The organism is Acinetobacter gerneri DSM 14967 = CIP 107464 = MTCC 9824, assembly GCF_000368565.1.
In the GTDB taxonomy this organism is placed as follows: domain Bacteria; phylum Pseudomonadota; class Gammaproteobacteria; order Pseudomonadales; family Moraxellaceae; genus Acinetobacter; species Acinetobacter gerneri.
In genome coordinates this window covers 323450-347209 of record NZ_KB849544.1, presented here as the reverse complement: position 1 = coordinate 347209, position 23760 = coordinate 323450, and the positions used below count along the sequence as shown (strand labels likewise).

At 36.8% G+C, this 23760-nt stretch carries 27 protein-coding genes and 1 pseudogene; 14 read left to right on the top strand and 14 right to left on the bottom strand.

The features are described 5' to 3' along the window. Positions 1–7 precede the first annotated feature (7 nt). From recA to F960_RS12905, 3 genes are all read right to left on the bottom strand, one after another. Positions 8–1057: a recombinase RecA gene (gene recA, locus F960_RS12915; RefSeq protein WP_004865825.1), complete on the bottom strand. Its 1050-nt coding sequence runs from the start codon at positions 1055–1057 to the stop codon at positions 8–10. A gap of 201 nt (positions 1058–1258) precedes the next feature. After that, a complete protein-coding gene (locus F960_RS12910; protein WP_004865823.1) occupies positions 1259–1699 on the bottom strand; it encodes an RNA-binding S4 domain-containing protein in 441 nt (146 codons plus the stop codon). Continuing rightward, the gene (locus F960_RS12905) at positions 1683–2369 is read right to left on the bottom strand and encodes an HAD-IA family hydrolase (protein ID WP_004865821.1); all 687 of its coding nucleotides are present in this window, start codon (positions 2367–2369) and stop codon (positions 1683–1685) included. Before F960_RS12905 ends, F960_RS12910 begins: the two co-directional genes overlap by 17 nt. A gap of 411 nt (positions 2370–2780) precedes the next feature. Here F960_RS12905 and F960_RS23000 point away from each other — a divergent pair, with 411 nt between their 5' ends. Together F960_RS23000 and F960_RS22995 are read left to right on the top strand one after the other, a co-directional pair. Further along, entirely contained in the window at positions 2781–3131 is a 351-nt protein-coding gene (locus tag F960_RS23000; RefSeq protein WP_004865819.1) for a hypothetical protein, read from the top strand. Next, positions 3109–3873, top strand: a complete 765-nt coding sequence (locus F960_RS22995) for a tyrosine-type recombinase/integrase (protein ID WP_004865818.1) — start codon at positions 3109–3111, stop codon at positions 3871–3873. Before F960_RS23000 ends, F960_RS22995 begins: the two co-directional genes overlap by 23 nt. Here F960_RS22995 and F960_RS23220 read toward each other — a convergent pair. From F960_RS23220 to F960_RS12865, 9 genes and pseudogenes are all read right to left on the bottom strand, one after another. Then, positions 3756–4031, bottom strand: coding sequence for a hypothetical protein (locus F960_RS23220; RefSeq protein ID WP_004865817.1), 276 nt, complete (start codon positions 4029–4031; stop codon positions 3756–3758). The genes F960_RS22995 and F960_RS23220 overlap by 118 nt on opposite strands. A gap of 140 nt (positions 4032–4171) precedes the next feature. Continuing rightward, positions 4172–5212 (bottom strand): IS481 family transposase, encoded by a 1041-nt coding sequence (locus F960_RS12895; protein ID WP_004857494.1) that lies wholly within the window; start codon positions 5210–5212, stop codon positions 4172–4174. A 355-nt stretch (positions 5213–5567) separates the two neighbouring features. Then, positions 5568–6182, bottom strand: a complete 615-nt coding sequence (locus F960_RS12890) for a hypothetical protein (RefSeq protein ID WP_004865815.1) — start codon at positions 6180–6182, stop codon at positions 5568–5570. Positions 6183–6202: 20 nt separating this feature from the next. Continuing rightward, positions 6203–6412: a hypothetical protein gene (locus F960_RS21575; RefSeq protein ID WP_004865814.1), complete on the bottom strand. Its 210-nt coding sequence runs from the start codon at positions 6410–6412 to the stop codon at positions 6203–6205. Positions 6413–6442: 30 nt separating this feature from the next. After that, a complete protein-coding gene (locus F960_RS12885; RefSeq protein ID WP_020846566.1) occupies positions 6443–7132 on the bottom strand; it encodes an ERF family protein in 690 nt (229 codons plus the stop codon). Further along, complete coding sequence (locus tag F960_RS21570; protein WP_004865807.1) at positions 7125–7499, bottom strand: hypothetical protein; 375 nt, start codon at positions 7497–7499, stop codon at positions 7125–7127. The genes F960_RS12885 and F960_RS21570 overlap by 8 nt, the downstream gene beginning before the upstream one ends. Beyond that, complete coding sequence (locus tag F960_RS12875; RefSeq protein WP_004865806.1) at positions 7496–7783, bottom strand: hypothetical protein; 288 nt, start codon at positions 7781–7783, stop codon at positions 7496–7498. Before F960_RS12875 ends, F960_RS21570 begins: the two co-directional genes overlap by 4 nt. Further along, complete coding sequence (locus F960_RS12870) at positions 7780–8175, bottom strand: hypothetical protein (protein WP_004865805.1); 396 nt, start codon at positions 8173–8175, stop codon at positions 7780–7782. The genes F960_RS12875 and F960_RS12870 overlap by 4 nt, the downstream gene beginning before the upstream one ends. Positions 8176–8334: 159 nt before the next feature. Then, a pseudogene (locus tag F960_RS12865) lies at positions 8335–8784 on the bottom strand (DUF3732 domain-containing protein); the annotation flags it as partial. Positions 8785–8877: 93 nt separating this feature from the next. Between F960_RS12865 and F960_RS12855 the strand changes: the two are divergent. The 3 genes from F960_RS12855 (at position 8878) to F960_RS12845 (ending at position 12010) form a co-directional block, all read left to right on the top strand. Continuing rightward, a protein-coding gene (locus F960_RS12855) for an IS3 family transposase (protein ID WP_085945825.1) occupies positions 8878–9953 on the top strand; the annotation gives its coding sequence in 2 pieces (ribosomal slippage) (positions 8878–9130 and positions 9130–9953; 1077 coding nt in all). Positions 9954–10356: 403 nt separating this feature from the next. Continuing rightward, complete coding sequence (locus F960_RS12850; RefSeq protein ID WP_004865802.1) at positions 10357–11208, top strand: 3'(2'),5'-bisphosphate nucleotidase CysQ family protein; 852 nt, start codon at positions 10357–10359, stop codon at positions 11206–11208. A gap of 64 nt (positions 11209–11272) precedes the next feature. Continuing rightward, positions 11273–12010: a histidine phosphatase family protein gene (locus tag F960_RS12845; protein WP_004865801.1), complete on the top strand. Its 738-nt coding sequence runs from the start codon at positions 11273–11275 to the stop codon at positions 12008–12010. A gap of 242 nt (positions 12011–12252) precedes the next feature. On the opposite strand, the gene F960_RS12840 is transcribed toward F960_RS12845, so the two are convergent. After that, positions 12253–12693, bottom strand: a complete 441-nt coding sequence (locus F960_RS12840) for a hypothetical protein (protein ID WP_004865800.1) — start codon at positions 12691–12693, stop codon at positions 12253–12255. A gap of 348 nt (positions 12694–13041) precedes the next feature. Continuing rightward, positions 13042–13308 (bottom strand): 30S ribosomal protein S20, encoded by a 267-nt coding sequence (gene rpsT, locus F960_RS12835; protein WP_004865797.1) that lies wholly within the window; start codon positions 13306–13308, stop codon positions 13042–13044. Positions 13309–13523: 215 nt separating this feature from the next. Here rpsT and F960_RS12830 point away from each other — a divergent pair, with 215 nt between their 5' ends. The 9 genes from F960_RS12830 (at position 13524) to F960_RS12790 (ending at position 23446) form a co-directional block, all read left to right on the top strand. Then, entirely contained in the window at positions 13524–14195 is a 672-nt protein-coding gene (locus F960_RS12830) for an NAD(P)H-binding protein (RefSeq protein WP_004865795.1), read from the top strand. Positions 14196–14247: 52 nt separating this feature from the next. Beyond that, positions 14248–14760, top strand: a complete 513-nt coding sequence (gene rraA / locus F960_RS12825; protein ID WP_004865793.1) for a ribonuclease E activity regulator RraA — start codon at positions 14248–14250, stop codon at positions 14758–14760. A 12-nt stretch (positions 14761–14772) separates the two neighbouring features. After that, positions 14773–15561 (top strand): glutathione S-transferase N-terminal domain-containing protein, encoded by a 789-nt coding sequence (locus F960_RS12820; RefSeq protein WP_004865791.1) that lies wholly within the window; start codon positions 14773–14775, stop codon positions 15559–15561. A gap of 53 nt (positions 15562–15614) precedes the next feature. Then, positions 15615–16094: a DUF6678 family protein gene (locus F960_RS12815; RefSeq protein ID WP_004865789.1), complete on the top strand. Its 480-nt coding sequence runs from the start codon at positions 15615–15617 to the stop codon at positions 16092–16094. A gap of 69 nt (positions 16095–16163) precedes the next feature. Further along, complete coding sequence (locus F960_RS12810; protein WP_004865787.1) at positions 16164–17105, top strand: Dyp-type peroxidase; 942 nt, start codon at positions 16164–16166, stop codon at positions 17103–17105. A gap of 127 nt (positions 17106–17232) precedes the next feature. Then, complete coding sequence (locus F960_RS12805) at positions 17233–17589, top strand: hypothetical protein (protein WP_004865785.1); 357 nt, start codon at positions 17233–17235, stop codon at positions 17587–17589. Positions 17590–17773: 184 nt separating this feature from the next. Then, entirely contained in the window at positions 17774–21232 is a 3459-nt protein-coding gene (gene mfd / locus F960_RS12800; RefSeq protein ID WP_004865783.1) for a transcription-repair coupling factor, read from the top strand. A gap of 247 nt (positions 21233–21479) precedes the next feature. Then, positions 21480–21914: an HIT domain-containing protein gene (locus F960_RS12795; RefSeq protein ID WP_020846881.1), complete on the top strand. Its 435-nt coding sequence runs from the start codon at positions 21480–21482 to the stop codon at positions 21912–21914. Positions 21915–21979: 65 nt separating this feature from the next. Beyond that, complete coding sequence (locus F960_RS12790) at positions 21980–23446, top strand: adenylate/guanylate cyclase domain-containing protein (protein WP_004865779.1); 1467 nt, start codon at positions 21980–21982, stop codon at positions 23444–23446. The last annotated feature ends 314 nt before the right edge of the window (positions 23447–23760 follow it).

Below are 23760 nucleotides of genomic sequence, written 5' to 3'. Positions count from 1 at the left end.
AAGGGGATTAGCCTTCTAGAAAATCTGGAACTTCTTCATCGTCTTTTTCTTCTACAGGTGCTGCATTTGCAGATACAAGTAGTTTTTCACGGATCATACGATCAAGGTCTTGAGCCAATTGAGGGTTTTCTTCTAAGTGACGAATCACATTATTTTTACCTTGACCAATTTTGTCGCCTTGGTATGAATACCATGCACCGGCTTTTTGTACCAACTCTTGAGCAACTGCGAGATCGACCAATTCACCAAGATGATTCACACCTTTACCGTACATAATTTGGAAAATTGCTTCACGGAAAGGAGGAGCCATTTTATTTTTAACGACTTTAACTTTGGTTTCTGAACCAACAATTTCGTCGCCTTCTTTCACTTGACCGATACGACGGATATCTAGACGTACAGAAGCGTAGAATTTAAGGGCATTACCACCAGTCGTTGTCTCTGGGCTACCGAACATTACACCAATTTTCATACGAATTTGGTTAATGAAGATCACCATACAGTTCGAGCGTTTAGCATTACCTGTGATTTTACGAAGTGCTTGGCTCATCAAACGAGCTTGTAAGCCCATGTGTGAATCACCCATTTCACCTTCGATTTCTGCTTTAGGTGTCAATGCTGCAACGGAGTCGATCACGATCATATCAATAGCGGCAGAACGAACGAGCATATCTGCAATTTCAAGCGCTTGTTCACCATTGTCTGGTTGTGAAACAAGAAGATTGTCGATATCAACACCAAGTTTACGCGCGTATTGAGGATCAAGTGCATGTTCTGCATCGATAAATGCACAAGTACCACCCGCTTTTTGACATTGTGCAATTGCTTGTAATGTCATTGTGGTTTTACCAGAAGATTCGGGACCGTAAATTTCAACAATACGTCCTTTAGGTAAACCACCAATCCCCAATGCAATATCAAGTGTTAATGAACCTGTAGATACAGATTCAACCGCTTGAACGGTGTTATCACCTAAACGCATTACTGTATTTTTACCAAATTGTTTTTCAATTTGGCTAAGGGCAGCGTTTAGCGCCTTACTTTTGTTGTCATCCATCTTATAACCTCAAACCAATGTAAATATCACCAAATACTTAAGTGGATGTCTTAAATTCGATCTTTGTCCACGAAGCGTATAGTGACAGAAAAATTTACGATGTACTATATCTAATTGTATATAGGCGACATACTATGTCGCACTCGGAATGACTGATATTTCAAATTGGCAAGCTTAATCATTTTGAAATATCAGCATAATTTAATCGTCATTATAAGACCAATTTTGATCAAATTGTTGATCATTTTCTTGCTTAAATTTGCTGATCTCACGACGATCTTTTTTGCTCGGTCGGTGCTCTGGTCGAGCAAGATTGTGCAGTTTTCTTTGTGTGCTAATCAATTCCCGACGGGCAATACTTACTTCAGTCTCTTCATAAAGTTGCTGCGCAATTGGAGCAGGTCCACGCACATCAGACAAAGCCTTGATCATCACTGTTTTGCGATCAATACCTTGCTGGATGGTGAGCTCCATTCCAACACGAATTTCTTTAGAAACTTTTACGCGTTCATTATTGTGATGTACTTTTCCTCCCTCAATCGCATCTTTTGCAATTGAGCGAGTTTTAAAGAAACGTGCAGCCCATAACCATTTATCGACACGCATCGATTGTAAAGCGGATTGCTCAAGCTGTTTTTGCATTGAATTCCTTTTGATATTGGTCTAAGTATGGTTCAAGTTCAGTCAGATTTTGGATCGCTGGATAGTTGAGTTCCAAAGCATTTCGTGGTGCATTGAGCGTGGAGGGCTGCAAAATAGTAATTAAATTTTCTATACCAAATTTACCAGCACCTTGTAAAACTGGGGCAGTATCATCGATTAAAAATGTTTGAGCAGGATCAAAAGGGTATTTTTCCTGAACAATCTGCCAAAACTCAATAAATTCTTTGGAATAACCAATCTCTTCACTGCTGACGATTACTTCAAAATAATGCCGTAAATTGACATTTTCAAGCTTTAAATTGAGGCTTGCCAGATCTGCATTGGTCATTAACCAACAACGATAACCTTGCTGTTTTAAATGATCTAAAAGTTCAAAACAACCTTGACGTGGTGCAATTTTATCTTGAAATTCATATTGAAGTTTTAAAACATCAACCCCTACTTTTGAAGTCCAATAATTTGAAGAGTACCAAGACAAAGTGTGTTTATGTTCTTGATAGAATTCATATAAAGTTGCACGACTTTGTTCGAGTGAACATTTGTGAGTGAGCGCATGACGTTCAGGAAGTTTGTGATTCCAAATCAAATCATCGAATGCCAGATCAAGTAATGTTCCATCCATATCGAACATAATGATAGGTTTATTCATTTAAAAAACCTCTAATGGCTTTAAAGTGCAGTTAATTTATAAAAAACCATTAAATTACAGTGGTATATTTAAATTTATGCATTGTCTAAGCATCTGATATTAGTTTAAAGTTTAACAACGATAATCTTATTTTAAACTAAATTATGTACATAGTTTTTACGATTAGATGCTAAAATAAGCTTAATACATACTGAGAAATTAAAATGGCATTAAGTGATTCATGGCTTAAATCAATTAATGGAAAGCCGAGAGATAAGATTGAAGTCATTAATGACAAAGATTCACTTTCAGTACGTATTTCACCTAACGGGGAAGATAGTATTTCAATACCGTTATCGATTCAATGGTCAAGGAAAATGAATTGACATTGGTACATACCCATTTACATCTTTAAAAGAAGCACGAGCAATCGTGCTAGATTATAAGTCAGACTTAGATCAGGGTAGGGATCCACAACAATTAAAATTTAAGCGTGCTACTGATTATATTAGTCAACCTACTGTAAAAGAAATAAGTAAAGTATGGTTTTTAAAAGTTGCCAAAGATAAAGTAGCACAACCTGATGACATGAGAGCTTTCGAACTTCATTTGTATCCCAAATGTGGTAAACGTATTTGCGATGAGATTACGTTACAAGAATGGTCGAGTATACTTTTTGATATTGCAGAAAAGGCAAATACAGTTGCAGTAAAGATATTAGGCAATCTGCGTATGATTATGCGCTGGGGGGGGGCATGGAATGCTAAAGTACCAAACTCTTGAGCATTTAAGGTCAGCAGACTTAAACGTAAAGAAAGTGGTGTGCGATCGATTTTTAAGTGAGCTGGAAATATACCGGGTAGTTAACGCTTCTCAAAATTCAGTAAATACACCAGCCAAAAATAAAGCGATTATTTTACTATTATTATTTTTTGGTTGTCGTGAAAGTGAACTTCGTTTAGCGAAAAAATCTGACTTTGATTTTGATGAAGGGATTTGGACCATTCCAGCTGATAACCATAAAACAGGTAAGAAAAAGAATAAAGCTATTGTGCGACCTATTATTCTTGAAATTATCCCATACTTAAAAAGTGTTTTTGCATTGACACCAGAAGAATGTGAATTTGCATTTGCGACGAGCTATGGTCAAAGATATGATGTTGTAAATAAAGGGTTTCAGATTTCAATACCTCAATATATCAACCGAAATATAAAAAAAGCATACGGGCATGAAATTGAGCATTGGACCATACATGACCTTAGAAGAACCATGCGTACACACATTTCAGGTATTGCCCCACCTCATATTTGCGAAATAATGCTTGGACATGCTTTACCTCAAATTTGGGGTACTTATGATTTACATGAGTATTTAGAGCCTCAAGCACAAGCTTATAGTAAATGGTTCTATAAGCTATGTGCAATTATTGAAAATCGCGAGTTAGTAGGGAGCAAGGGGTCTATGGAGAGGGCATCAAACATTCCATTGTTTTCTTCCCAAGTTGCTACCGCTTTAACACCGTAACGGCTATTGCTTCTACCATGTGCCTTGACAATAGGTTGGGGGAAATCTCGATTATTACGCCAATTGATCAAAGTACATTTTGTAATTCCGTATCTTTTTAAAAGTTCAGATGTGCATATGTATAATTTTGATTGGTTTGAATTAGTTAAAGTATTCATAAATTATTCTCCTAAATTAATGGGATTTGTTTGATCTGATAATAAGAAGCACAAGCACAACGAGACCAAACCAAGTCATGGTAATTGTACTAGCTCAGACCTGATCTGACAGTTACCCATTTTTAATAGTGACTGTCAGTTTAAATTTGAGCTAAATTCTTCTCAGCCCAAATTCGTTTTCCATCAAGCAATGTTTCAAATGGTGTTCGACCATTGCACATTTTGCCCTGATGGGTTCGTTCAGTATTATAAAACTTTAACCATTCGTCTAGGTCTATTTGTAAATCTTCCAGCGAACTATAAAGTTTCTTCCTGAAGGTGATTTGATAAAACTCCTGTAAAATTGTTTTATGGAAGCGTTCACATATACCATTGGTTTGTGGGGATGCAGCTTTCGTCTTTGTATGGTCTATATCATTGACTGCTAAATATAATTCATAATCATGATGTTCTATCTTTCCGCAATATTCCGTTCCTCTATCTGTCAGAATTCGAAGCATTGGTAAACCTTGTGACTGATAAAAAGGCAGGACACGATCATTTAATAAATCAGCGCAAGTAATTGGTGTCTTTGTTGTGTAAAGTTTGCAGTGTACGATCTTGCTATAAGTATCAATAAATGTCTGTTGGTAGATACGCCCCACGCCCTTTAAATTACCGACATAGAAAGTGTCTTGTGAACCTAAATAGCCTGGATGAGCTGTTTCAATTTCACCACATGCAATATCATCTTCATGTTTACGCTCCAATGCAGCTATTTGCTGATCATTCAGCTGAATACCTTCTTGAGCAACTTTAGCTGCTAATGCCTTGAGTCGCTTTTTAAAGTTCTCTAGATCATGGCGAAGCCAAATAGATCGAACTCCACTGCCTGATACAAAAACACCTTGTTTACGTAGTTCATTACTTGTTCTGTGTTGTCCGTATGCAGGGTATTGAATGGCATAATCAATAACGGCTTTTTCGATATGATCATCAACTCGATTTTTTAAATTAGGTACACGTTTGGATTTATTGATCAATGCATCCATATCACCTGATTCGGTGAGTTCTTGATAGCGATAGAATGTATCTCTAGATACGCCCATCACTTTACAAGCTCTGGAAACATTTTGAAGTTCTTCAGCTAAATTGAGTAAGCCCACTTTGTGTTTAATGATTTGATTGCTAGTATGCATCATAGAAAGTTACCTTTGTTTTGTTTAGATTCGACACCTTTATCAAAACGGGTAACTTTCTCTTTTTCAAGACCTGTGTCAGATCAAGTCGGAACTAATACATGGTAATTTAGACCGTAACGCTTCCCAGGTTTTCTAACTCTCTCACTTTCAAGATGCTTATTTTTACAATAACATTTAAATAAATAATCATTCATGAGATGGCATCCTGTGATGCTTCGATCATCTTCTCCCAACATTTAGTAATTTCCATCCCCACATTTTATAAAATATATAAATTGTCCTGCATATCGCAAAGGAACATTCAAACCCCAATAAAAACCATTGCATTATTTTCCCCTAGCATAACTTGTTCCAGTTATGCATTATCTAATTCATAACGACGCTTTTTAACATAGCCCATCAATTTTGGCTGTATATCTGGATGGCGGCCTTTCACTTCAATTTCTAATTCTGACAATGTCACTAAGTCTGGTGCATTTTCGATCCTGACCATTAATGAAGGCGCTTCTTTTGGTGGAATAGCACTGATAGGATTTAATTCGACTAATCGTTTATGAATTTTATCAAGAAGTGGTTTGCGTTGTTGCTCAGTCCATGACGTGGTATAGCCAGAAAGTGCAGTGGCTTCATTTGGTGTTTGGGCACTATCTACTCGTGGTAAGAGCTCATCCAATAGTTCTTGTTGGTCTTGCCTTAATTCAGTTACTTGTTCAGCACTTGCAGTTTGCAACTCGTCTGTAATTGTTTCATTTTGAGTGATTGGATCTTTAAATAGTACAATTTTATCTATCGAGGCTATATTGTCATTACGTTGTATAGCACCTCCACTTACAATAATGTGTGCTTGGGCATGGCAGATGGCATCATCTTCGTTTAAATGAACCAATCCACGTTCTAACAAAGTTTTGTCTGTGGCTGAGTTTTTCCATTTAAGTTGGTTGGCCAGTTTGTCTGTGAGTAGCGAAGGCACAAAATATGCTTGTCCTTTGCTTAAAGGTTCTTTGATTGGTTCTCGGGTACTTCGATATCGCCAATCAGGACAATGCGTGGTTTGATCTCAAACTGGAAGGTATTAAATACATCACATCCCCAATTTGCTGGAAAGAATTCTTCCCAGCCGTTTTCAGCAATATTGTTGATCAATAATGCTTCGTTATTTGCCCAAGCGAGTTTTGCTTCTTTTTGTGTTAATACGTTCATTTATTTCCCCAAATAAAATTAAAAAATGTTTTAAGCTGGTACCCAACCTTCAAGGTCGCATTTGGCTTGGCAGGCTTTGAGTATTCCTGCTTCAAAAGTTGTTCCTTTAAAGTGCTTCATGGCCACATTTAAAATCGTTGTATCTGGTGCATTCGGTATTGCTTTGAGTGCATCGTTATAAGCTTCATTCATACTGCGTTTAGGTTTTGTTGCAGTTTTTTGCTGTGTTTGTACTTGGTTTTTATTACTATTCGTAAGTGGCTGAGGATTAGTTTGTTTTGAGTTCGACGATTTATTCGAATTGTTGATCTGATGTTGATATTCATCCGAATCATAGTCTTTGGTATCGTCGATTAAGAACAAGCCATTCAGTGCATATTTACGGGCGTAGGAACTAGATGCACCGAATGTTTGTGCTACATCCATACCTTTTTTATGGATATCGACACCTGCATGCGCCGTAACAATCGTTTCTTTGCCATTTGCATCAGTAAATACGGCTTTTGCTGAAACGATCACGACTGAGCCGACTTCTTGAACATCGTCGGTCACGATTAAGGTTGCATTATGTTTTTGCAACAATGGTTTAACCGCTTCAAGGATATCTTCGCAATTGCGGTACATATAATTGCCAAATGTATTTTTCTTACTTTTTGGTGCTTTGAGTTCAAGTTGTACCTTTTGCAAAGTATTTAGCTGTATATGTTCAGGATTATTCATTTTTTTGCCCCAAATTAGTGCCCATATCAACCATGTTTTTGCCATTTTTTATAATCAGATGACTGAAAAAACCTGTATCACCCAAGATTTGGTTATAGCGATTATTTCTCATTGCCTGGCGTGCTTTGGTCAGGTAGCGATTTAACCAGTTGGCAACTTTATGATCGGGTATATGGTATAAACTCGCAGGATATTCGCGATAGATATCGTGTGTTTCCAATATGCCTGTTTGGTTATAGTCCTTTTTAGTTTTGGCTTTGAGGACGTAGTACTTTGGATTTTCTGTACCTAAACGGTAGCGTTCGCCCTCAGCTGTATCAGCGATATGTTCGCAGTAGTAGGACTGTTTTGGAGGAGATGAAATCATGTGTTTTCTCCCTCACATTCACAAGTACCAAACAAGGCATAAGTTAAGTTATTTGGTGCACCTTCAGGGGTAACTTCAGATAAATCGATGTTATAAATGCTTTTACGTGCACGTACCATAAGTGCGTTTTCATCACGAGCAACTACAGTTCCACTTTTTGAAGTTAGACGAATTGAGCGAGAGGTTGAAACTTTGACGGTAAATTTTACGTCATCGCCTATTTTTATTTTTGAGAGGTCTACAGCTTTGTATTTTTTGCATATATCACACTGATAATCACTCATGACGCTACCTCCACAAGTTGATTTTTCTCTATATAGGCAACCAATAGCTGTTTGATATTGAGTATGTCGTTATGATAGGTGAAATCTCTGTGATATGTACCGTCAATGTCTATGGTTTGGTCAACGGTAATATCGGTGATTTCCACGGCGGTATATTCGTAGCCTGCAACGCCGTAGCTGTCAGGATGGGCTAAGTAGTCAAAACCGACAAGTAGGGTAAAGCTATCAAGTTTGATGATGGCTTTGCCTGTATGGTCAGTGATAATATTTAAGGTTTGTATACCATGGTCGCTTGGTGCAACGTTTGGATAGGTGAGTTGTGGTAATCGTGTTGATGTGTGGTCGGTACACGCCATAGTCCCCAATGACATGCCAATAGCAGTCGTTGTCATTACCCCAATATTGTAAAATTCGCTTTTGCGTTCATAATTTATCTCGCAATTAGTTGTATTAAGCACTCTAGAGTTGAAAGGACAGAGTGCTTTTTTATTGTCTGCGAGATAAATGTAAGTTAACTTACATTTATTTGTCAATAGATAATTTAAATTACTTTAATTAATCCAAGATGATGGTATTAACGCTTTATCATCGATCCACTGTTCTTCAACTAATAATTCAGTAAACCATGGCTCATCAATGAAAGCGTGTTCTAATAAAATAATTTGAAAATCTTTATAATATTCTTTTGTATATTTTAATAAAAATTTAAATATAGCTTTAACTTCAATTATATCAAGACTCTTTATATAAAGCTCATAATTATCTTTCAATGTTTCATAAGGATAAATTTCAGGAAAGCAAACTTGACTTGGTTGATCTAATACTAAAAAAGAAGGAACTGGGCATAAGTTTTGATGAAAATATAAATGAAATGCCAATAAACATGACAGGTGCAAAAATAAGTGATTAGTACTACTACCAACTCTGTCCATTGAACGAGTAATACCATCGGGAGTAGAGGAAAATAAAGTTAATTTTTTTAAATCAAATCTAGTTGAACCATGACTATGTTCATAACCTAATGGTAATCCCCCCTAAAAATAATAGGATCTAAAAGTAGAATTTTCTCTTAAGATACAAGCAGGAGATTCTGCATGAAAACATCTAAATTTACAGACAGCCAGATCATGTCCATCTTAAAGCAAGCGGAGTCTGGTACACCTGTTGCTGCCCTATGTCGTGAACACGGTATGAGTAATGCAACCTTCTATAAATGGCGTGCTAAATATGGCGGCATGGATACATCTTTGATGGCACGGCTGAAAGAGTTGGAAACAGAAAATACCAGACTGAAAAAAATGTATGCTGAAGAGCGGTTAAAGGCAGAAATTATTCAGGAAGCGATGTCAAAAAAGTGGTGAAGCCATCTTGTCGACGTCAGATGGCTCAACATGCAGTGGCCCGACATGCTGTTAGTATCCGTTTGGCTTGCACTGCATTTGGCATAAGTGAAACCTGCTACCGTTATCAAGCTAAACTCAGTGATGACAATGTGCTCATTGCAGAACAGCTCATAGACCTCACTGAGGAAAATTCCGATTGGGGCTTTGGTCTATGCTTCTCATATTTACGGCATGTTAAGAGTCACTGTTGGAATCACAAGCGGGTTTACCGCATTTACTGTGAGTTAGCACTGAATCTGCGTATTAAGCCAAGAAGAAGACTAAAACGACATGCGCCTGAACCATTGAAAGAACCCATCCGTGAAAATCAGGTCTGGTCACTGGATTTTATGCACGATCAGCTTTCCGATGGTCGCAAATTTCGATTATTGAATGTGATTGATGATTACCGCCGCGAAGGTTTAGTTATTGAAGCAGGGTTCTCACTACCTGCAATACGAGTTATTCGAGCACTCAATCAGTTGTTGGAATATCGGGAAAAACCTTTGGTGATTAGATGCGACAATGGACCTGAGTTTATCAGTCATGAATTCGTACGCTGGGCAACTGAACACGGTATTCGTATTGAACATATTCAACCAGGTAACCCACAACAGAATGCGTATATTGAACGCTATAATCGAACCATACGTTATAGTTGGCTAAGCAAACATTTATTTGATACTTTGGATGAAGTACAAGATTATGCAACGAATTGGCTATGGCATTACAATCATGAAAGACCACACCAAGCCAACAAAGGAAGGCCTCCTCTAATGGCTGCTTAACCTCTACTTTTAACTTCAGTTAGTTATGGGAGGATTACCTAAATATAAGTCTTCGATAGTAAAAAGCGAATGGAAATATTAGAGATTAAACAAGCAGTTTAAGAGTCGTTTCAAAATGAGCAATGGTCTTGACAGATCCCATTATATCAGTACAAGTATAAAACTTTTAGATTCATGTTTTGTAATGAAATTTATCATATAGTTTATATACTTAGTTACAGCTTTATAATAAGATGCATCACTTCATGTGGTTTTTTTCTGTATAACATGCTTTAAAATTAATCCTGTAAAAACGCAGGATTGGATGATTTTAATAATTTTAAAATCAAAGCTTTATACACTTTTATCCAGATCAAAAAGACGAAAGTTTTTGCTCAATTGGACTTTAAATAGGTTTAAATCTATGTTTATCACAACTCAAGCACCGCAAGATGAACAAATTTTAAAATTACTCCCGATTTTGGCAAATGCTAGCCAAATATTATTAGAAGAGTATCAAAATTATTGTGCTGGGCGTGATTTCAACATAGATGAGAAAGAGGATCATTCTCCCGTTACACAGGCTGATCTTAAAGTTAATCGTTATTTGATGGGAGTTTTGGCTGAGTTAACGCCAGATATTCCAGTTTTATCTGAGGAAAGTGATTATTCTGATCGCCATGCATGGTCTAAATGTTGGATGCTGGATCCTTTGGATGGAACGAAAGAGTTTATCCATGAGCGTGATGAATTTACGATCAATTTAAGCTTAATTGACAATCATCAGACCATATTTTCGATCATTGCAGTGCCTTGTGAACAGGTCATGTATCTCGGATATTTAACAGAATTGCCATATAAATATTCTTTTAGCCAAAAAACTTGGGAGCGTTATAGTAAATATAAAGCGACCGAGTCAGATGCGATTCAAATTGGGTTAAGCCACAGCAGTAAAAATCCAAAATATCAACAATATATCGATTTTATTGAGCAAGAAAATCCAGTAATACGTCGAGAAGCAGGCAGTGCTTACAAATTTTGTATGATGTTGGAGGGCGAGATCGATATTTATCCTCGTTTCCATCCAACCTCTGAATGGGATACCAGTTCGGGACAGGGCTTACTCGAAAGTGTTGGTGGTGGTTTGGTGAGCCTAGAGGGCATCCCATTTACTTATAACCAACGAGATACTGTACTCAACGCTGGCTTTATCGCATATCGAGATAAGGAAAACCAAGAAATTGCTTTAGAAGCATTAAAAAATGTCAGTTTGTAAGATTGAGAGTTTGAGTCCGCATGTTATAGTGACATGGTAAAAAATATTCAAGATAAGAGTTGATATGTCCCTCGAATTATTGCCTTCGAGCATGTTAAAAGCCATCGATTTATTACCAGACGAAAAAACTCCCGTGACATTATTTACACGTCATTCTATCCGCCAAGTGGTTGATGGGCAGGGTTTAGCTGGCTATGATTTACAACTGACGGAACAGGGGCGTGAGTTAGCGCAATCATGGGGTGCATATCTTATTCACAATACTGATCGTATTATTCAGCATTGTATTTCTAGTCCGATTCAACGTTGTGTAGATACCGCTGCTTTGATGATTCAAGGTGCGGATGATCTGACACGTAAAAATAATACTCATCGTATTGAGATCGTGGAGCAAGGCTTATTGGTTGAACCAGGGAGCTTTGTTCTGGATATCAAACAAGCTGCGCCATATTTCAAAAAACAAGGTGCAATTGGTTTCATCAATAGCTTCGTACAAAATGCATTGCCGGGGATGAAACACCCAATTTCTGGCGTGGTTGATGTTTTAGAATTGATTTACAATACGCATCCTGCTCATAGTCATGGCTTAAGTCTTGCGGTTAGTCATGACACCATACTTGCGGCGATTATCGCAGTCATTTCTGGGCGTAATCAGGTGGATCGAGATGATTGGCCAAAAATGATGGAAGGTCTATTTGTTTGGTTTGAAGGCGATAATTTTATCGACAGTAAACTAAAATGGATTTGGCGTGGTGAAGTGAGTGAATTAAATATTCGTGAATTTCAGCAATTAGATGATTAATCGCATCATTTTCTAAAATAGTTCTCTTTCATAAACCGAAAATACGCAACAATTCATCATTTTTATTTTTAAAATGAGTATTGGAAGTCTTTTCACAGTTTGCGCGAAGCGTAGGATAAGGATAACTTCTATTTATAAAAGTTAGCTCATAAATCTATAAATATCTTTTAAAAATCTAGAGAATGGTGAAAATGAATCTTACATTCTCTAGATTTTTTAATTATTCATTTAGAATATATCTGTTAAATTTTAGCCTTAAGTCGATTTTCATATTCTGATAAGTCAATACTGCGACCCTGATCATTCAACGCCCATATAGATGTATTGACGGCAACGGTTTGCTGATGGATTCGACTGTATTTGTCAGCGGCGATTAAGGTCGCGATATCGTGATCTTTGAGGGTGTAGGCTTCAACGATATCTTGAGGATATTGAGTTCTTTGATAAAACTCAGTTTCAGTTTCACCATTGTGCAATGCAAAAATACGTTCAATCGCAGGTAAATAGACACCATAGGCTAGCCATGCATCGACGCCTTGCGAGGCTTGAATTTCTGCTGTTCCTTTCATATTGGAAATCACTCGCCCGAGGACATCTTTTTCACCTTTACTATTAAAATATTCGATATATTGCAGTTCTGTTTCTAAAAATTTATCCAAGCTTGGTAAAAATTGATTGATCATGGTTTGCCCCAAATATAAAAATATTTTGAATAGATATTCGTTCTGATAGAGAGATATCAACTGTTATACATTATTTTGTATGAATCTTCAGGCAATGGTTGCTGTTAACTTATTATTTTTAAATAAAATATAGTAAAAAAGTAGGGATTTAACTGATTGAGTTTAAATTGAATATTATAAGTAAAATTCTATTTATAGATGGAAAAGATAAAATGCATCTATTAATTCCATAACAAAAATAAGGAATTTATACGCCTGATTGTATCGTTAGCGCAGATAAATCATGACTATTGATACAAAAATTAGATACAAAAAAAGCCCTTTGAAAGGGCTCTTTTTATGCAAAAATTAGTTAGCTAACGCTTTAACTTGTGCATTTAAACGGCTCTTATGACGAGCTGCTTTGTTTTTATGGATGATGCCTTTATCAGCCATGCGGTCGATTACAGGAACAGCTGTTTTATAAGCTTCTGTAGCAACAGCATAATCGCCAGCAGCAATAGCAGCTACTGTGCGTTTGATATAAGTACGAACCATAGAACGCAAGCTTGCGTTGTGTTTACGTGCTTTAACGTTTTGACGAGCACGTTTTTTTGCTTGAGCAGAGTTTGCCACTCGTGCACTCCTTGAATTAGATTGGTCTGGGCGGGCTGCAATTACAACTGAAAACCAACATCAGAAGAACTATAACCAGCCCGTAAACAAGTGCCATATTGTGATTAAACATGGGGCCAAAGTCAAGTCTTGACATGCTTTGACACCATTTTTGCTACAGATAAAGTTTAAATAAAACGCTATATTATGATTATCTAAAGGAGTTTGATTAAAAAATGGCTAATTCGATAAAAAATGCATTGATCATTGGGGCAACTGGTTTGGTCGGTCGTGCCTTGGTAAAACAGCTTAATTTTGATGCAAATTATGACAATATTACCCTAATCGTAAGACATGAAGATGCTGAATTTTCACGTTATCCCAAAGTCCAGCAAATGCAGTTAGATGATTTTTTGATGTTGGGTGATCAGGATGTAAATGGTTTTAGTCATGTCTTTAGTTGTTTAGGCTCGACCATTAAAAAAGCAGGTTCCAAAGAAAACTTTTGGAATATTGATTATGAAATTAATGCACATCTTGCTGACTTGCTTGAGACCACCGAAGCACATTTTTTATTGGTCAGTGCAATGGGCGCAAATGCACATTCCAAAATTTTTTATAACAATGTAAAAGGTCAGTTAGAAGACTATATTCAGCAATTAGATTTGGAAAAAGTTTCGATTATTCGTCCTTCTTTATTGTTGGGGGAAAGAAATGAAAAAAGAACACTGGAAAATGCAACTCAAAACTTATATAAAAAGTTTGCACATTTAGTACCATCTTCATTTAAATATAAGCCTGTCACGGCTGAACAAGTGGCTCATACTATGGTCGAGGCAGCACGAACTCAGACTGAAAAATTTAAAATTTATGATAACTTAAGCATACTGAAAAACAGTGATTCTTAGAAATTGAAGCAAAGCTCATTGATTTTTAAACTTTGATACATGGAGATAAAAAGTGACTACAGTTCCATTCGTTACCTGTGATTTATTAGATGATAACCCTGAAAAAGCCATTCAGACTTTGATTCCGTCTATGGATGGTAAATATTTTAAAAGTTATGGTGCACGTAAAACATTTGGTGGTCAGGTTGTTACAGTAAAATGTTTTGAGGACAATTCTCGAGTCAAAGAGCTTTTGGCTACAGAAGGTACAGGTAAGGTTTTAGTGGTTGATGGTGGGGCATCGATGCGCTGTGCCTTGATGGGCGATATGATCGCTGAATCTGCTGTGAAAAATCACTGGAATGGTGTTGTGATTTATGGCTGTGTTCGTGATGTAGATGCACTAGCCGAATTGGACTTGGGTGTGCATGCATTGGCTTCAATTCCACAAAAAAGTAATCGAAAAGGCATAGGCGAAGTAGATGTAGCCCTGTATTTTGGTGGAATCACAATCCAATCAGGTGATTATCTCTATGCAGATAATAATGGCATTGTGGTGGCTAAAGAAAAATTAGTTAACCTCTAAAAGGAAAAATAAATGGTGAATCATTCAATTCAAGTTGTTCAAGCACTTGCATCTGCGTTGACAGAAGGTGGGCGTGGTGCAAATGGCACAGCATTCCCGAAGCAACCGAATAAAGCCTTAAAACTCTATGAGTTCGAAGGTTCACCATTTTGTCGCCGTGTGCGTGAAGTATTAACCACGCTAAATTTGGATTATGAAGTTTATCCATGTCCAAAAGGTGGTGAAAAGTACCGTAAAATTGTGAAAGAAAAAGGTGGAAAACTACAGTTTCCTTTTTTGGTGGATGAAAATACTGGTGAACAACTCTATGAGTCACAAGAGATCATTCATCATTTGTTTAAAAATTATGGGAAAAGTGGAACGACTCCAAAAAAATATGCACATTATCCTAAAATCCCTGTTGCAGCATTTGCAGGCACTCTAATCAATGGTGCACGAGGTGTTTGGATCGATAAAAAAATAGTCAATCGTCAAGCACCTGAAAAGTTATTGGAACTTTGGGGTTTTGAAGCGAGCCCATTTACTCGTGTTGTGCGTGGTGTATTGGCTGAACTTGAAATTCCCTTTGTATTTCATAATGTTGCAAAAGAGCGTTGGCAAGATCAAGGGCCAGCAGTTTTACGTTTAAAACCGGGTCAATATATTCCAATTAAAGGTGGAAAACGTGAACAGGTCGTTACAGTCATGGGACGAGCTAAAAAAGATATTCAATTACCGTATTTGGAAGATCCAAATACTGGAGCGCAATTGTTTGAATCGAAAGATATTGTGAGCTATTTAAAGCGTTACTATGGTGCTTAACTCATTCGTACAGTAAAAAGCATTTGAATATTCAAATGCTTTTGGATCTTTAAATGTACAACTTACAAGAAAATTATCGGCGATATAAGCAGGCAGTGGGACATCCTGATATACCGTTATTTAAACAGAAAATAAATAAAATACTTCAAACACAGCAGTTTTATTCCCTGATGAACGATACAAAATGGTTAAAGCTGATCCACTGTATACATGAATTGGCTTTTCCTCCAGCTTATACCGTAAAACTACTTAATAATGCTGAGCAAGAATCAGTACTTATCGGGATTCCAAACTATATCGGAGATTGGAGTTGTTTCTTTGATGAAGGAATGCCTATATTTTTCTGTATTGAATATATCGAAGTGAAAGCAATGTTATCTACGTTCCGTGGAAAATTGATTGAAAATGAGATTCAAGATGAGACAGAAGCATTGGAAAAAATATTGATCCGTGAACATATTCCATTTCAATTGAACAATAACGTTTTTACTATTTATGGTTATAAGCGAGCAGGGACAATTGTTGCTAAATAATAACTGTAAAAAGCACATATCATGCTACATTGTAAAATAATCTATAAGCTTTGAATATAAGGTAAAACAATGACTCATACTCGAATTCAACCCGTCATGAATCGTCCTGGGGAAAATGCACTATTTATTGTTTTAGGCTTAAATAAAACACAAGATGTAAAAGATAAGATAATTGATTTTGCAGCAAATTTTTCAGCTTTAACCCGTAGTTTAAACAATCGTTATCCAGATGCGCAGTTTAGTGCGACTTTAGGTTTTGGTGCTCAAGCATGGGGTTTACTTTTTGATCATCTAAGTAAACCAAAAGAGTTAGAGATTTTTAAAGAAATCAAAGGACCTAAATATACTGCCGTATCGACCGAAGGTGATCTATTTTTCCATATTCGTGCTGATCGCCAAGCTTTATGTTTTGAGTTGGCAAGTATTATCCAAGAACAGTTGCAAGATGTGACCTATCCGATTGATGAAGTTCATGGTTTTAGATATTTTGATGGTCGAGCAATCATTGGTTTTGTAGATGGAACAGAAAATCCTGAAGCTGAAATCGCCTCTGCGTACGCATTGGTGGGGAAAGAAGATCCTGAACACACGGGTGGTAGTTATGCATTTGTACAAAAATATTTGCATGATATGAATAAATGGCGTGCTTTAAGCACTGAAGAGCAAGAAAAAGTCATCGGTCGTCGAAAATTTAATGATGTAGAACTGGGTGATGATGTTAAACCCCAAACTGCACATAATGTAGTGAGTAAAGCTTTTGACGAAGATGGAAATGAGCTGAAAATAGTCCGTGCCAATATGCCATTTTCAAACCCGTCAAAAAATGAATATGGTACTTATTTTATAGGTTATGCGGGTAAGTTCAGTACCACACGCCAAATGCTAGAACATATGTTTCAAGGTAGTGCGGAAGGGCATCTGGATCAATTACTTGACTTTAGTACGGCAGTAACTGGAACATTGTTTTTTGTGCCTACTGTTGATTTTCTTGATGATTTAGGCGACGAATAAAGTCATTTATGTTTAAGCACAAGGCATAATCAATCTATACATGCCTTGTGCTTTGGCATTATTTAAGCTTAATTTTTTGTAGAAATGGCGTTATGATGAGTTGTTTTAGATTGAAAGTGTCATTCCTATGTTCAATAAATTGAGTGAATTGTTTAAAAGTAACAAAGAAAGTGCTGAACAAGTATTTTTACGTGAAAATGATATGAAATTTGATGAAGAACAGGGTTATATCATCAATGGTTGTGCGGTAAACGAACTTTCAGAACGTTTAATCTATTTTTCAAATCGTAAATTATCAAATTTTGATGATCTTAAAGCACTTTTTTATACTTCTATTTTAATGAATGAAAAAATCGATTTGGAAATAGCTTCAGGGCGCTATGTCGCGCGTTTGGGAAATACTCAAGAAAATTTACTTGAGTTTAAAGAAATTATTCGAAAGTTAAATGATTATTATCGTGAATTTAAACGTGATAAATCATAATAATATATCGTTTTTATACAGCGTCTGATCAAGCCATACAGATGAAGACACTTAGCTTGTAAAGGCGGTTCATGCTTTTATTATAAAAACGTAGATAAAGGATTTTTATCGAGACTAATTATCCAAATCTGTAGAGTCATCATGTTAAACTATCGCTCATGTCTTTTAGACCCTATGCGATTCTATGTTCCAAAAAGAAATTTCAGAGCTTAATTTACAACAACTCAAAGCAGGCGAAAAAAGATGGATCGGCACAATGTTCGGTTCATCTGCATCCTTATTGTTTAAAGAAATAGCGCAAAAGTCCGAAAAACTTTTTGTACTGGTTGCTCGTAACAATCAGCATTTAGGGCAACTAGAAAGTGAGCTCGAATTTTATGGTATAAAACCGACGATTTTCCCAGATTGGGAGGTTTTACCTTATGATCGCTTATCTCCACATCAAGATATCGTTTCTGAACGATTAGCTATTTTAGCCAATATTCCACAAAAAGGTGTGTTACTGATTTCTGCAACAACACTGGCTCAACGTGTAGCACCGACTTCATGGGTTTTGGGTGAGCATTTTGATATTAAAGTGGGTCAAAAGTTTGACTTAGAACAACAAAAAATGCGCCTGATTCAGGCGGGTTATCATTTGGTTGATACCGTATACGATCATGGAGAATTTGCTGTCCGCGGTAGCATTATGGACATTTATGCATCGGGGCAAAGTGCGCCTATTCGTATAGACCTATTTGATGATGAAATTGATAGCTTAAAATTTTTCGATCCAGAAACACAAAGAACGACCACAACACTGGATCATTTTACGGTATTGCCTGCGAGAGAATTTCCTTTAAAAGAAGGGCGTTCAGTTTTTCGTGATCGTTATGCGATGAGTTTCCCAACGGCAAATCCTAAGAAAAATCCAATTTATTTGGATGCTTTAGAAGGAATCGCATCCTCGGGACTCGATTTTTATTTTCCACTATTTTTTAGCAAAGAAGCTATGCAAACACAAAGTTGCATTACTTCGTACTTGCCAAGTCATTCTATTGTCATTACAGATAAACATGTGGATGATGAGTTAATCAATTTTTGGAAAGAAATACATCGCCGTTATGAAGATCGCAGACATAATGTAGATCAACCTATTTTACCACCTGATGAAATTTTCATTCAGCCAAATCAAATTTTTGAAAATATCAATGGATTTCCACGAATCATCGTGGGACATGAAGTTATTGAAGAAAAATCAGGGGCAATCAATTTACCGACTGAACAACCTGCAAAATTGGCTGTTGATCCAAAATCAGAACAACCTTTTCATGTTGTAAAAAAATATATCGATCATGCCAATCATCCAGTGTTATTGGTGGCTGAAAGTGCAGGTCGCCGTGAAACTTTGAAAGACGCATTACGTTCAAGTTTGGGTGAAATTCCTGTGGTTGAAAATTTTGCTCAATTTCAAGATAAGCAATTTTCGATTGCGATTACCAGTGCGCCGCTTGATCGTGGTTTGGTGATTACGGATCACTTGACCGTCATTTCTGAAAATCAGCTTTATGAACATCGTGTTGTGCAGCGTCGCAGAAAGCGTCAACAAGAAGTTTCTGAAGAATTTTTGGTCAGAAGTTTAACTGAGCTAAATATTGGTGCGCCAGTAGTGCATATTGATCATGGGGTTGGGCGCTATGCTGGCTTGGTCACGCTGAGCATTGATGATCAAGATCATGAGTTTTTACAACTTGATTATGCTGATGAGGCCAAAGTTTACGTACCCGTGACCAATCTGCATTTGATTAGTCGCTATAGTGGTGGTGATCCAGATCTTGCACCATTACATAAAATTGGATCGGATGCATGGAACAAAGCCAAGCGCAAAGCATTGGAACAAATTCATGATGTTGCTGCTGAGCTTTTACACATCCAAGCACGTCGTCAGTCCAAGCCCGGTTATGCTTTTGAGTTAGAACAAGGCTCTTATATGCAGTTTGCCAGTGGTTTTGCTTATGAGGAAACACTGGATCAAGCCAATGCAATCGAAGCTGTACTCTACGATATGCAACAAGCCAAACCAATGGATCGTTTGGTCTGTGGTGATGTGGGTTTTGGAAAAACAGAAGTTGCCATGCGAGCTGCATTTACTGCGGTACAAAACAACAAACAAGTCGCAGTTTTAGTACCAACGACTTTGCTTGCACAACAACATTTTGAATCCTTTAGAGATCGTTTTGCAGATTGGCCGATACGTATAGAGGTTTTATCACGTTTTGGAACAAATAAAGCTCACGTGAAAACGATAGAAGATTTAGCCGAAGGCAAAGTTGATATCGTGATTGGAACACACAAAATATTGCAGGAAAATGTGCAATTTAAAAACCTTGGTTTGATGATCGTCGATGAAGAACATCGTTTTGGTGTTCGTGATAAAGAGCGAATTAAAGCGATGCGCGCAGATGTTGATATGTTGACATTAACAGCAACGCCGATTCCACGAACATTAAATATGGCATTTTCTGGAATGCGTGATTTATCTATTATTGCCACGCCTCCTGCTCGACGTTTAGCCGTCAAAACTTTTGTACATGAACAAACCAACGAAACCATGAAAGAAGCGATTTTACGTGAATTGTTACGTGGTGGTCAGGTTTATGTTTTGCACAACGAAGTCGATACGATTGAAAGAGCTGCAGAAAATATTCGTAATTTGGTTCCCGAAGCCCGCGTTGCCGTTGCCCATGGTCAAATGCGCGAACGCGAGCTAGAGCAAGTGATGCAGCAGTTCTATCATAAAGAATATAATGTTCTGGTCTGTTCAACAATTATTGAAACAGGGATTGATGTTCCAAATGCCAATACGATTATCATAGAACGAGCTGATAAATTGGGCTTGGCGCAGTTACACCAGTTACGTGGACGTGTCGGGCGTTCGCATCATCAGGCTTATGCTTATCTTATGGTTCCTTCGATTAAGGGCTTAAAAGGCGATGCCGAAAAACGTTTGGATGCTATTACGCGCGCTTCAAATCTTGGTGCTGGATTTATGCTGGCGACTGAGGATTTGGAAATCCGTGGGGCGGGTGAATTGTTGGGTGAGCAACAAAGTGGTTCTATGCAAGCAATCGGATATAGTTTGTATATGGAAATGCTGGAAAAAGCCACCAAAGCGATTCAACAGGGTAAAACACCAAATTTCGATGCGCCGCTGTCTTTGACTGCCGAAATCAATTTACATATGCCTGCATTGATCCCAGATGATTATTTGGGTGATGTGCATCAACGTTTATTATTTTATAAACGAATCAGTAATACTGATAGTCAAGAGAAATTGGACAATATACGCATGGAATTGATTGATCGTTTTGGGGTTCCACCTCAATCCGTCAAACAATTATTTAGTGTGCATCAGCTGCGCTTAAAAGCAGAGCAATTGGGTATAACCAAAATTGATATTGCTGCCAATGGCGGTTATATCGAATTTTCACCAGATACGCCTGTTCAAGCGATGAGTATTATCCAATTGATGCAAAAAAATCCTACTTATTATCGAATGGAAGGTGGGCAAAAGCTGAAAGTGATGGTGATGCTTGAAGATTATCAAAAACGTATTCAATTTATAAATGATCTATTGGCTAAATTGATTACTGAGTTAAATTAATAAGCAGAATATTTAAGTCAATCGTCACTAAACTTCAATGCTGAGTCAATCAACAATTTGACTCAGCTTGAACTTATTGGACTTAAAAAGTGACTTCGGCTGATCTTGCTTACTAAAGCGCTATATTTGTGATTTTTGACGAATAAAAGTCGTTTAATTTGTGCTAAAAGCTATGATTAATAATATTCACACCTATATTGATGTGATAGTATTAACCATCATTCTAATTTGCTTCATTTATAAAGATATGTTTAGTTTGCATCCTCAACTTGCTCAAGATACTTTTTTTGTAGGCGATTTTCCGCTATCTACATGTCGTTTAATGAATGATATGCAATTCCCGTGGTTAATCTTAATCCCACGTGTACCTGGCATTTCTGAACTCTATGAACTCAGCCAAGCTGACCAAGAACAATTTTTACGTGAATCTAGCTGGTTATCGAGCCAACTTTCACGCGTTTTTCGCGCTGATAAAATGAATGTTGCTGCGCTCGGCAATATGGTTCCGCAATTACATTTCCATCATGTTGTGCGTTATCAAAATGATGTGGCTTGGCCAAAACCAGTTTGGGGTACGCCTGCCGTTCCTTATAGCAATGATGTTTTAGCACATATGCGTCAAACCTTGATGTTAGCGCTTCGTGGTCAAGGTGATATGCCATTTGACTGGCGTATGGACTAATTTTTGCTAAAATAATAAAAAGATTTAGAAATAATAATTTAAATAGACTTGGAGTTTGATTTTTCGTGCCTTTAGATCGCATGTTAGATAAAGAACCAAAGCAATTTGAGATATTCTATCGTTTGATGGGATATCTTATGTTGTCACTGATGGTGGTGATCTATTATTTCACGTCGCCTATTGCGAACTATCAAATTTTTATTCCATTTTTTTTGTTATTTTTAATCTTTATCAGCCCGCGATTATCGCGTTGGTTAGAATATCGTTTTGATAATAAAATTCGCAAAAATATCTATTTTTTATTTGATGTTGTTGCGATTAGTACTGTTCTTGCTGCAACCCATTTAAGCTTAACGATTACCTTTGTTTTGCTTTTTGCAATTTTCTATACAGCTGTTAATAGTAAAATTTCCTTTCTTATGGGCTCTTTGGCGGCTTTAGTCGGTATTTTAGTTTTTTATTTTAATACTTTTTTTATTTTTGGTTATGATCAATATTTTGAACAAAGTACGCCAGAGTTGACAGTAGTTGCTTTTGCAGCATTAATTATCTTTGTCAATATTGGAAATTATTACCAAAATAGACGTATTTCTCGTCTATATGGACAGCGTGAAAATTACTATAAACAAATGAACCGTTATATGGAATTGTCCAATCAGTTGAGTCGTTATGCACCGATTCAATTGTGGCAATCGATTATGCGTGGTGAATCTGAAGCAAAAATTGAATATAAACGTAAGAAAATGACAATTTTCTTTTCAGATATTCAAGGCTTTACAGAGTTGTCAGAAACATTGATCCCAGATGATTTAGCATTTTTACTTAATGACTATTTGAGTCATATGACTGAAATTGCAAAACAATATGGTGCGACCATTGATAAATTTATGGGTGATGCGATTCTGATTTTCTTTGGAGATCCTGACTCACAAGGTGTGGAACAGGATGCAAAGAATTGTTTAGATATGTCTTTGGCAATGCGCCAACAAATGAAATTACTTCGCGCCCGCTGGGTGAAAATGGGTTATCCAGCATTGCATATCCGTATGGGAATTAGTACGGGGTATTGCCACGTTGGGAACTATGGTGCGACCCACCGCATGACATATACGATCGTTGGTCGTGATGCGAATTTGGCAGCACGCTTACAATATGCGGCTGAAATTGATGAAATTTTAATTTCAGATGAAACCTATCGCTTGGTTAAAAATGATTATTTATGTGCACCAAAAGCACCAATTTCTCTTAAAGGAATACAAGGCTTAGTCAAAACTTGGCAAGTTATGGAAAAATATTCGGATAATAAAAGCGAAAATCAGCAATGGTTCGAATATGAATATAAAGGTTTTAATTTGGTACTTAATTTAGAAGAAGTACAAAATTATGAATATCCTGAATTGATTGATGTGCTTGAAAAGATGATCAAACGGATTCAAGTGCAAGAAAAATTGACTAATGCACAAGGTGTTGCACTACTTCGTGCTGAAGATGAAATTTATGAGCCTAATGAAGAATTGATCATTAAAAAGTAAATGAAAGCATTTAAGATTTAATGATCAAATTCTTCTATTTAAAATACAATCAGTGATGATTTTATCTTTTTGAAAATAATAGCTTAAGGGTTGAAGTGGAAATATGCCGCAAGACTAATTAGGGTGATCAAGGCGAGAAGGAGATATGTACTGAGATTATTAAATGTGGCTAGAAATTTTACAATATTCATGACTAAATTTAAAAATAATTGAAAAACAGAAGGTAAATTTTATCACATACTTATAATTGTAATAATAGTAAAATAAACATGAAATAATCAAAAAACCTGTCGAAATTGACAGGTTTTTGCAAA

Excerpts from the sequence above, each read along its gene's own strand:
- F960_RS12840 (WP_004865800.1), bottom strand. The coding sequence starts at position 12,693 with ATGATCAATCAATTTTTACCAAGCTTGGATAAATTTTTAGAAACAGAA.
- F960_RS12910 (WP_004865823.1), bottom strand. The coding sequence starts at position 1,699 with ATGCAAAAACAGCTTGAGCAATCCGCTTTACAATCGATGCGTGTCGAT.
- F960_RS12845 (WP_004865801.1), top strand. The coding sequence starts at position 11,273 with ATGTCCCTCGAATTATTGCCTTCGAGCATGTTAAAAGCCATCGATTTA.
- F960_RS12885 (WP_020846566.1), bottom strand. The coding sequence starts at position 7,132 with ATGAATAATCCTGAACATATACAGCTAAATACTTTGCAAAAGGTACAA.
- F960_RS12905 (WP_004865821.1), bottom strand. The coding sequence starts at position 2,369 with ATGAATAAACCTATCATTATGTTCGATATGGATGGAACATTACTTGAT.
- F960_RS12850 (WP_004865802.1), top strand. The coding sequence starts at position 10,357 with ATGTTTATCACAACTCAAGCACCGCAAGATGAACAAATTTTAAAATTA.
- F960_RS12875 (WP_004865806.1), bottom strand. The coding sequence starts at position 7,783 with ATGAGTGATTATCAGTGTGATATATGCAAAAAATACAAAGCTGTAGAC.
- F960_RS12870 (WP_004865805.1), bottom strand. The coding sequence starts at position 8,175 with ATGACAACGACTGCTATTGGCATGTCATTGGGGACTATGGCGTGTACC.
- F960_RS12830 (WP_004865795.1), top strand. The coding sequence starts at position 13,524 with ATGGCTAATTCGATAAAAAATGCATTGATCATTGGGGCAACTGGTTTG.
- F960_RS21575 (WP_004865814.1), bottom strand. The coding sequence starts at position 6,412 with ATGAACGTATTAACACAAAAAGAAGCAAAACTCGCTTGGGCAAATAAC.
- F960_RS12795 (WP_020846881.1), top strand. The coding sequence starts at position 21,480 with ATGTTTAGTTTGCATCCTCAACTTGCTCAAGATACTTTTTTTGTAGGC.
- F960_RS21570 (WP_004865807.1), bottom strand. The coding sequence starts at position 7,499 with ATGATTTCATCTCCTCCAAAACAGTCCTACTACTGCGAACATATCGCT.
- F960_RS12895 (WP_004857494.1), bottom strand. The coding sequence starts at position 5,212 with ATGATGCATACTAGCAATCAAATCATTAAACACAAAGTGGGCTTACTC.
- F960_RS12815 (WP_004865789.1), top strand. The coding sequence starts at position 15,615 with ATGTACAACTTACAAGAAAATTATCGGCGATATAAGCAGGCAGTGGGA.
- F960_RS12805 (WP_004865785.1), top strand. The coding sequence starts at position 17,233 with ATGTTCAATAAATTGAGTGAATTGTTTAAAAGTAACAAAGAAAGTGCT.
- F960_RS12810 (WP_004865787.1), top strand. The coding sequence starts at position 16,164 with ATGACTCATACTCGAATTCAACCCGTCATGAATCGTCCTGGGGAAAAT.
- F960_RS23220 (WP_004865817.1), bottom strand. The coding sequence starts at position 4,031 with ATGAATACTTTAACTAATTCAAACCAATCAAAATTATACATATGCACA.
- mfd (WP_004865783.1), top strand. The coding sequence starts at position 17,774 with ATGTTCCAAAAAGAAATTTCAGAGCTTAATTTACAACAACTCAAAGCA.
- recA (WP_004865825.1), bottom strand. The coding sequence starts at position 1,057 with ATGGATGACAACAAAAGTAAGGCGCTAAACGCTGCCCTTAGCCAAATT.
- F960_RS22995 (WP_004865818.1), top strand. The coding sequence starts at position 3,109 with ATGCTAAAGTACCAAACTCTTGAGCATTTAAGGTCAGCAGACTTAAAC.
- F960_RS12820 (WP_004865791.1), top strand. The coding sequence starts at position 14,773 with ATGGTGAATCATTCAATTCAAGTTGTTCAAGCACTTGCATCTGCGTTG.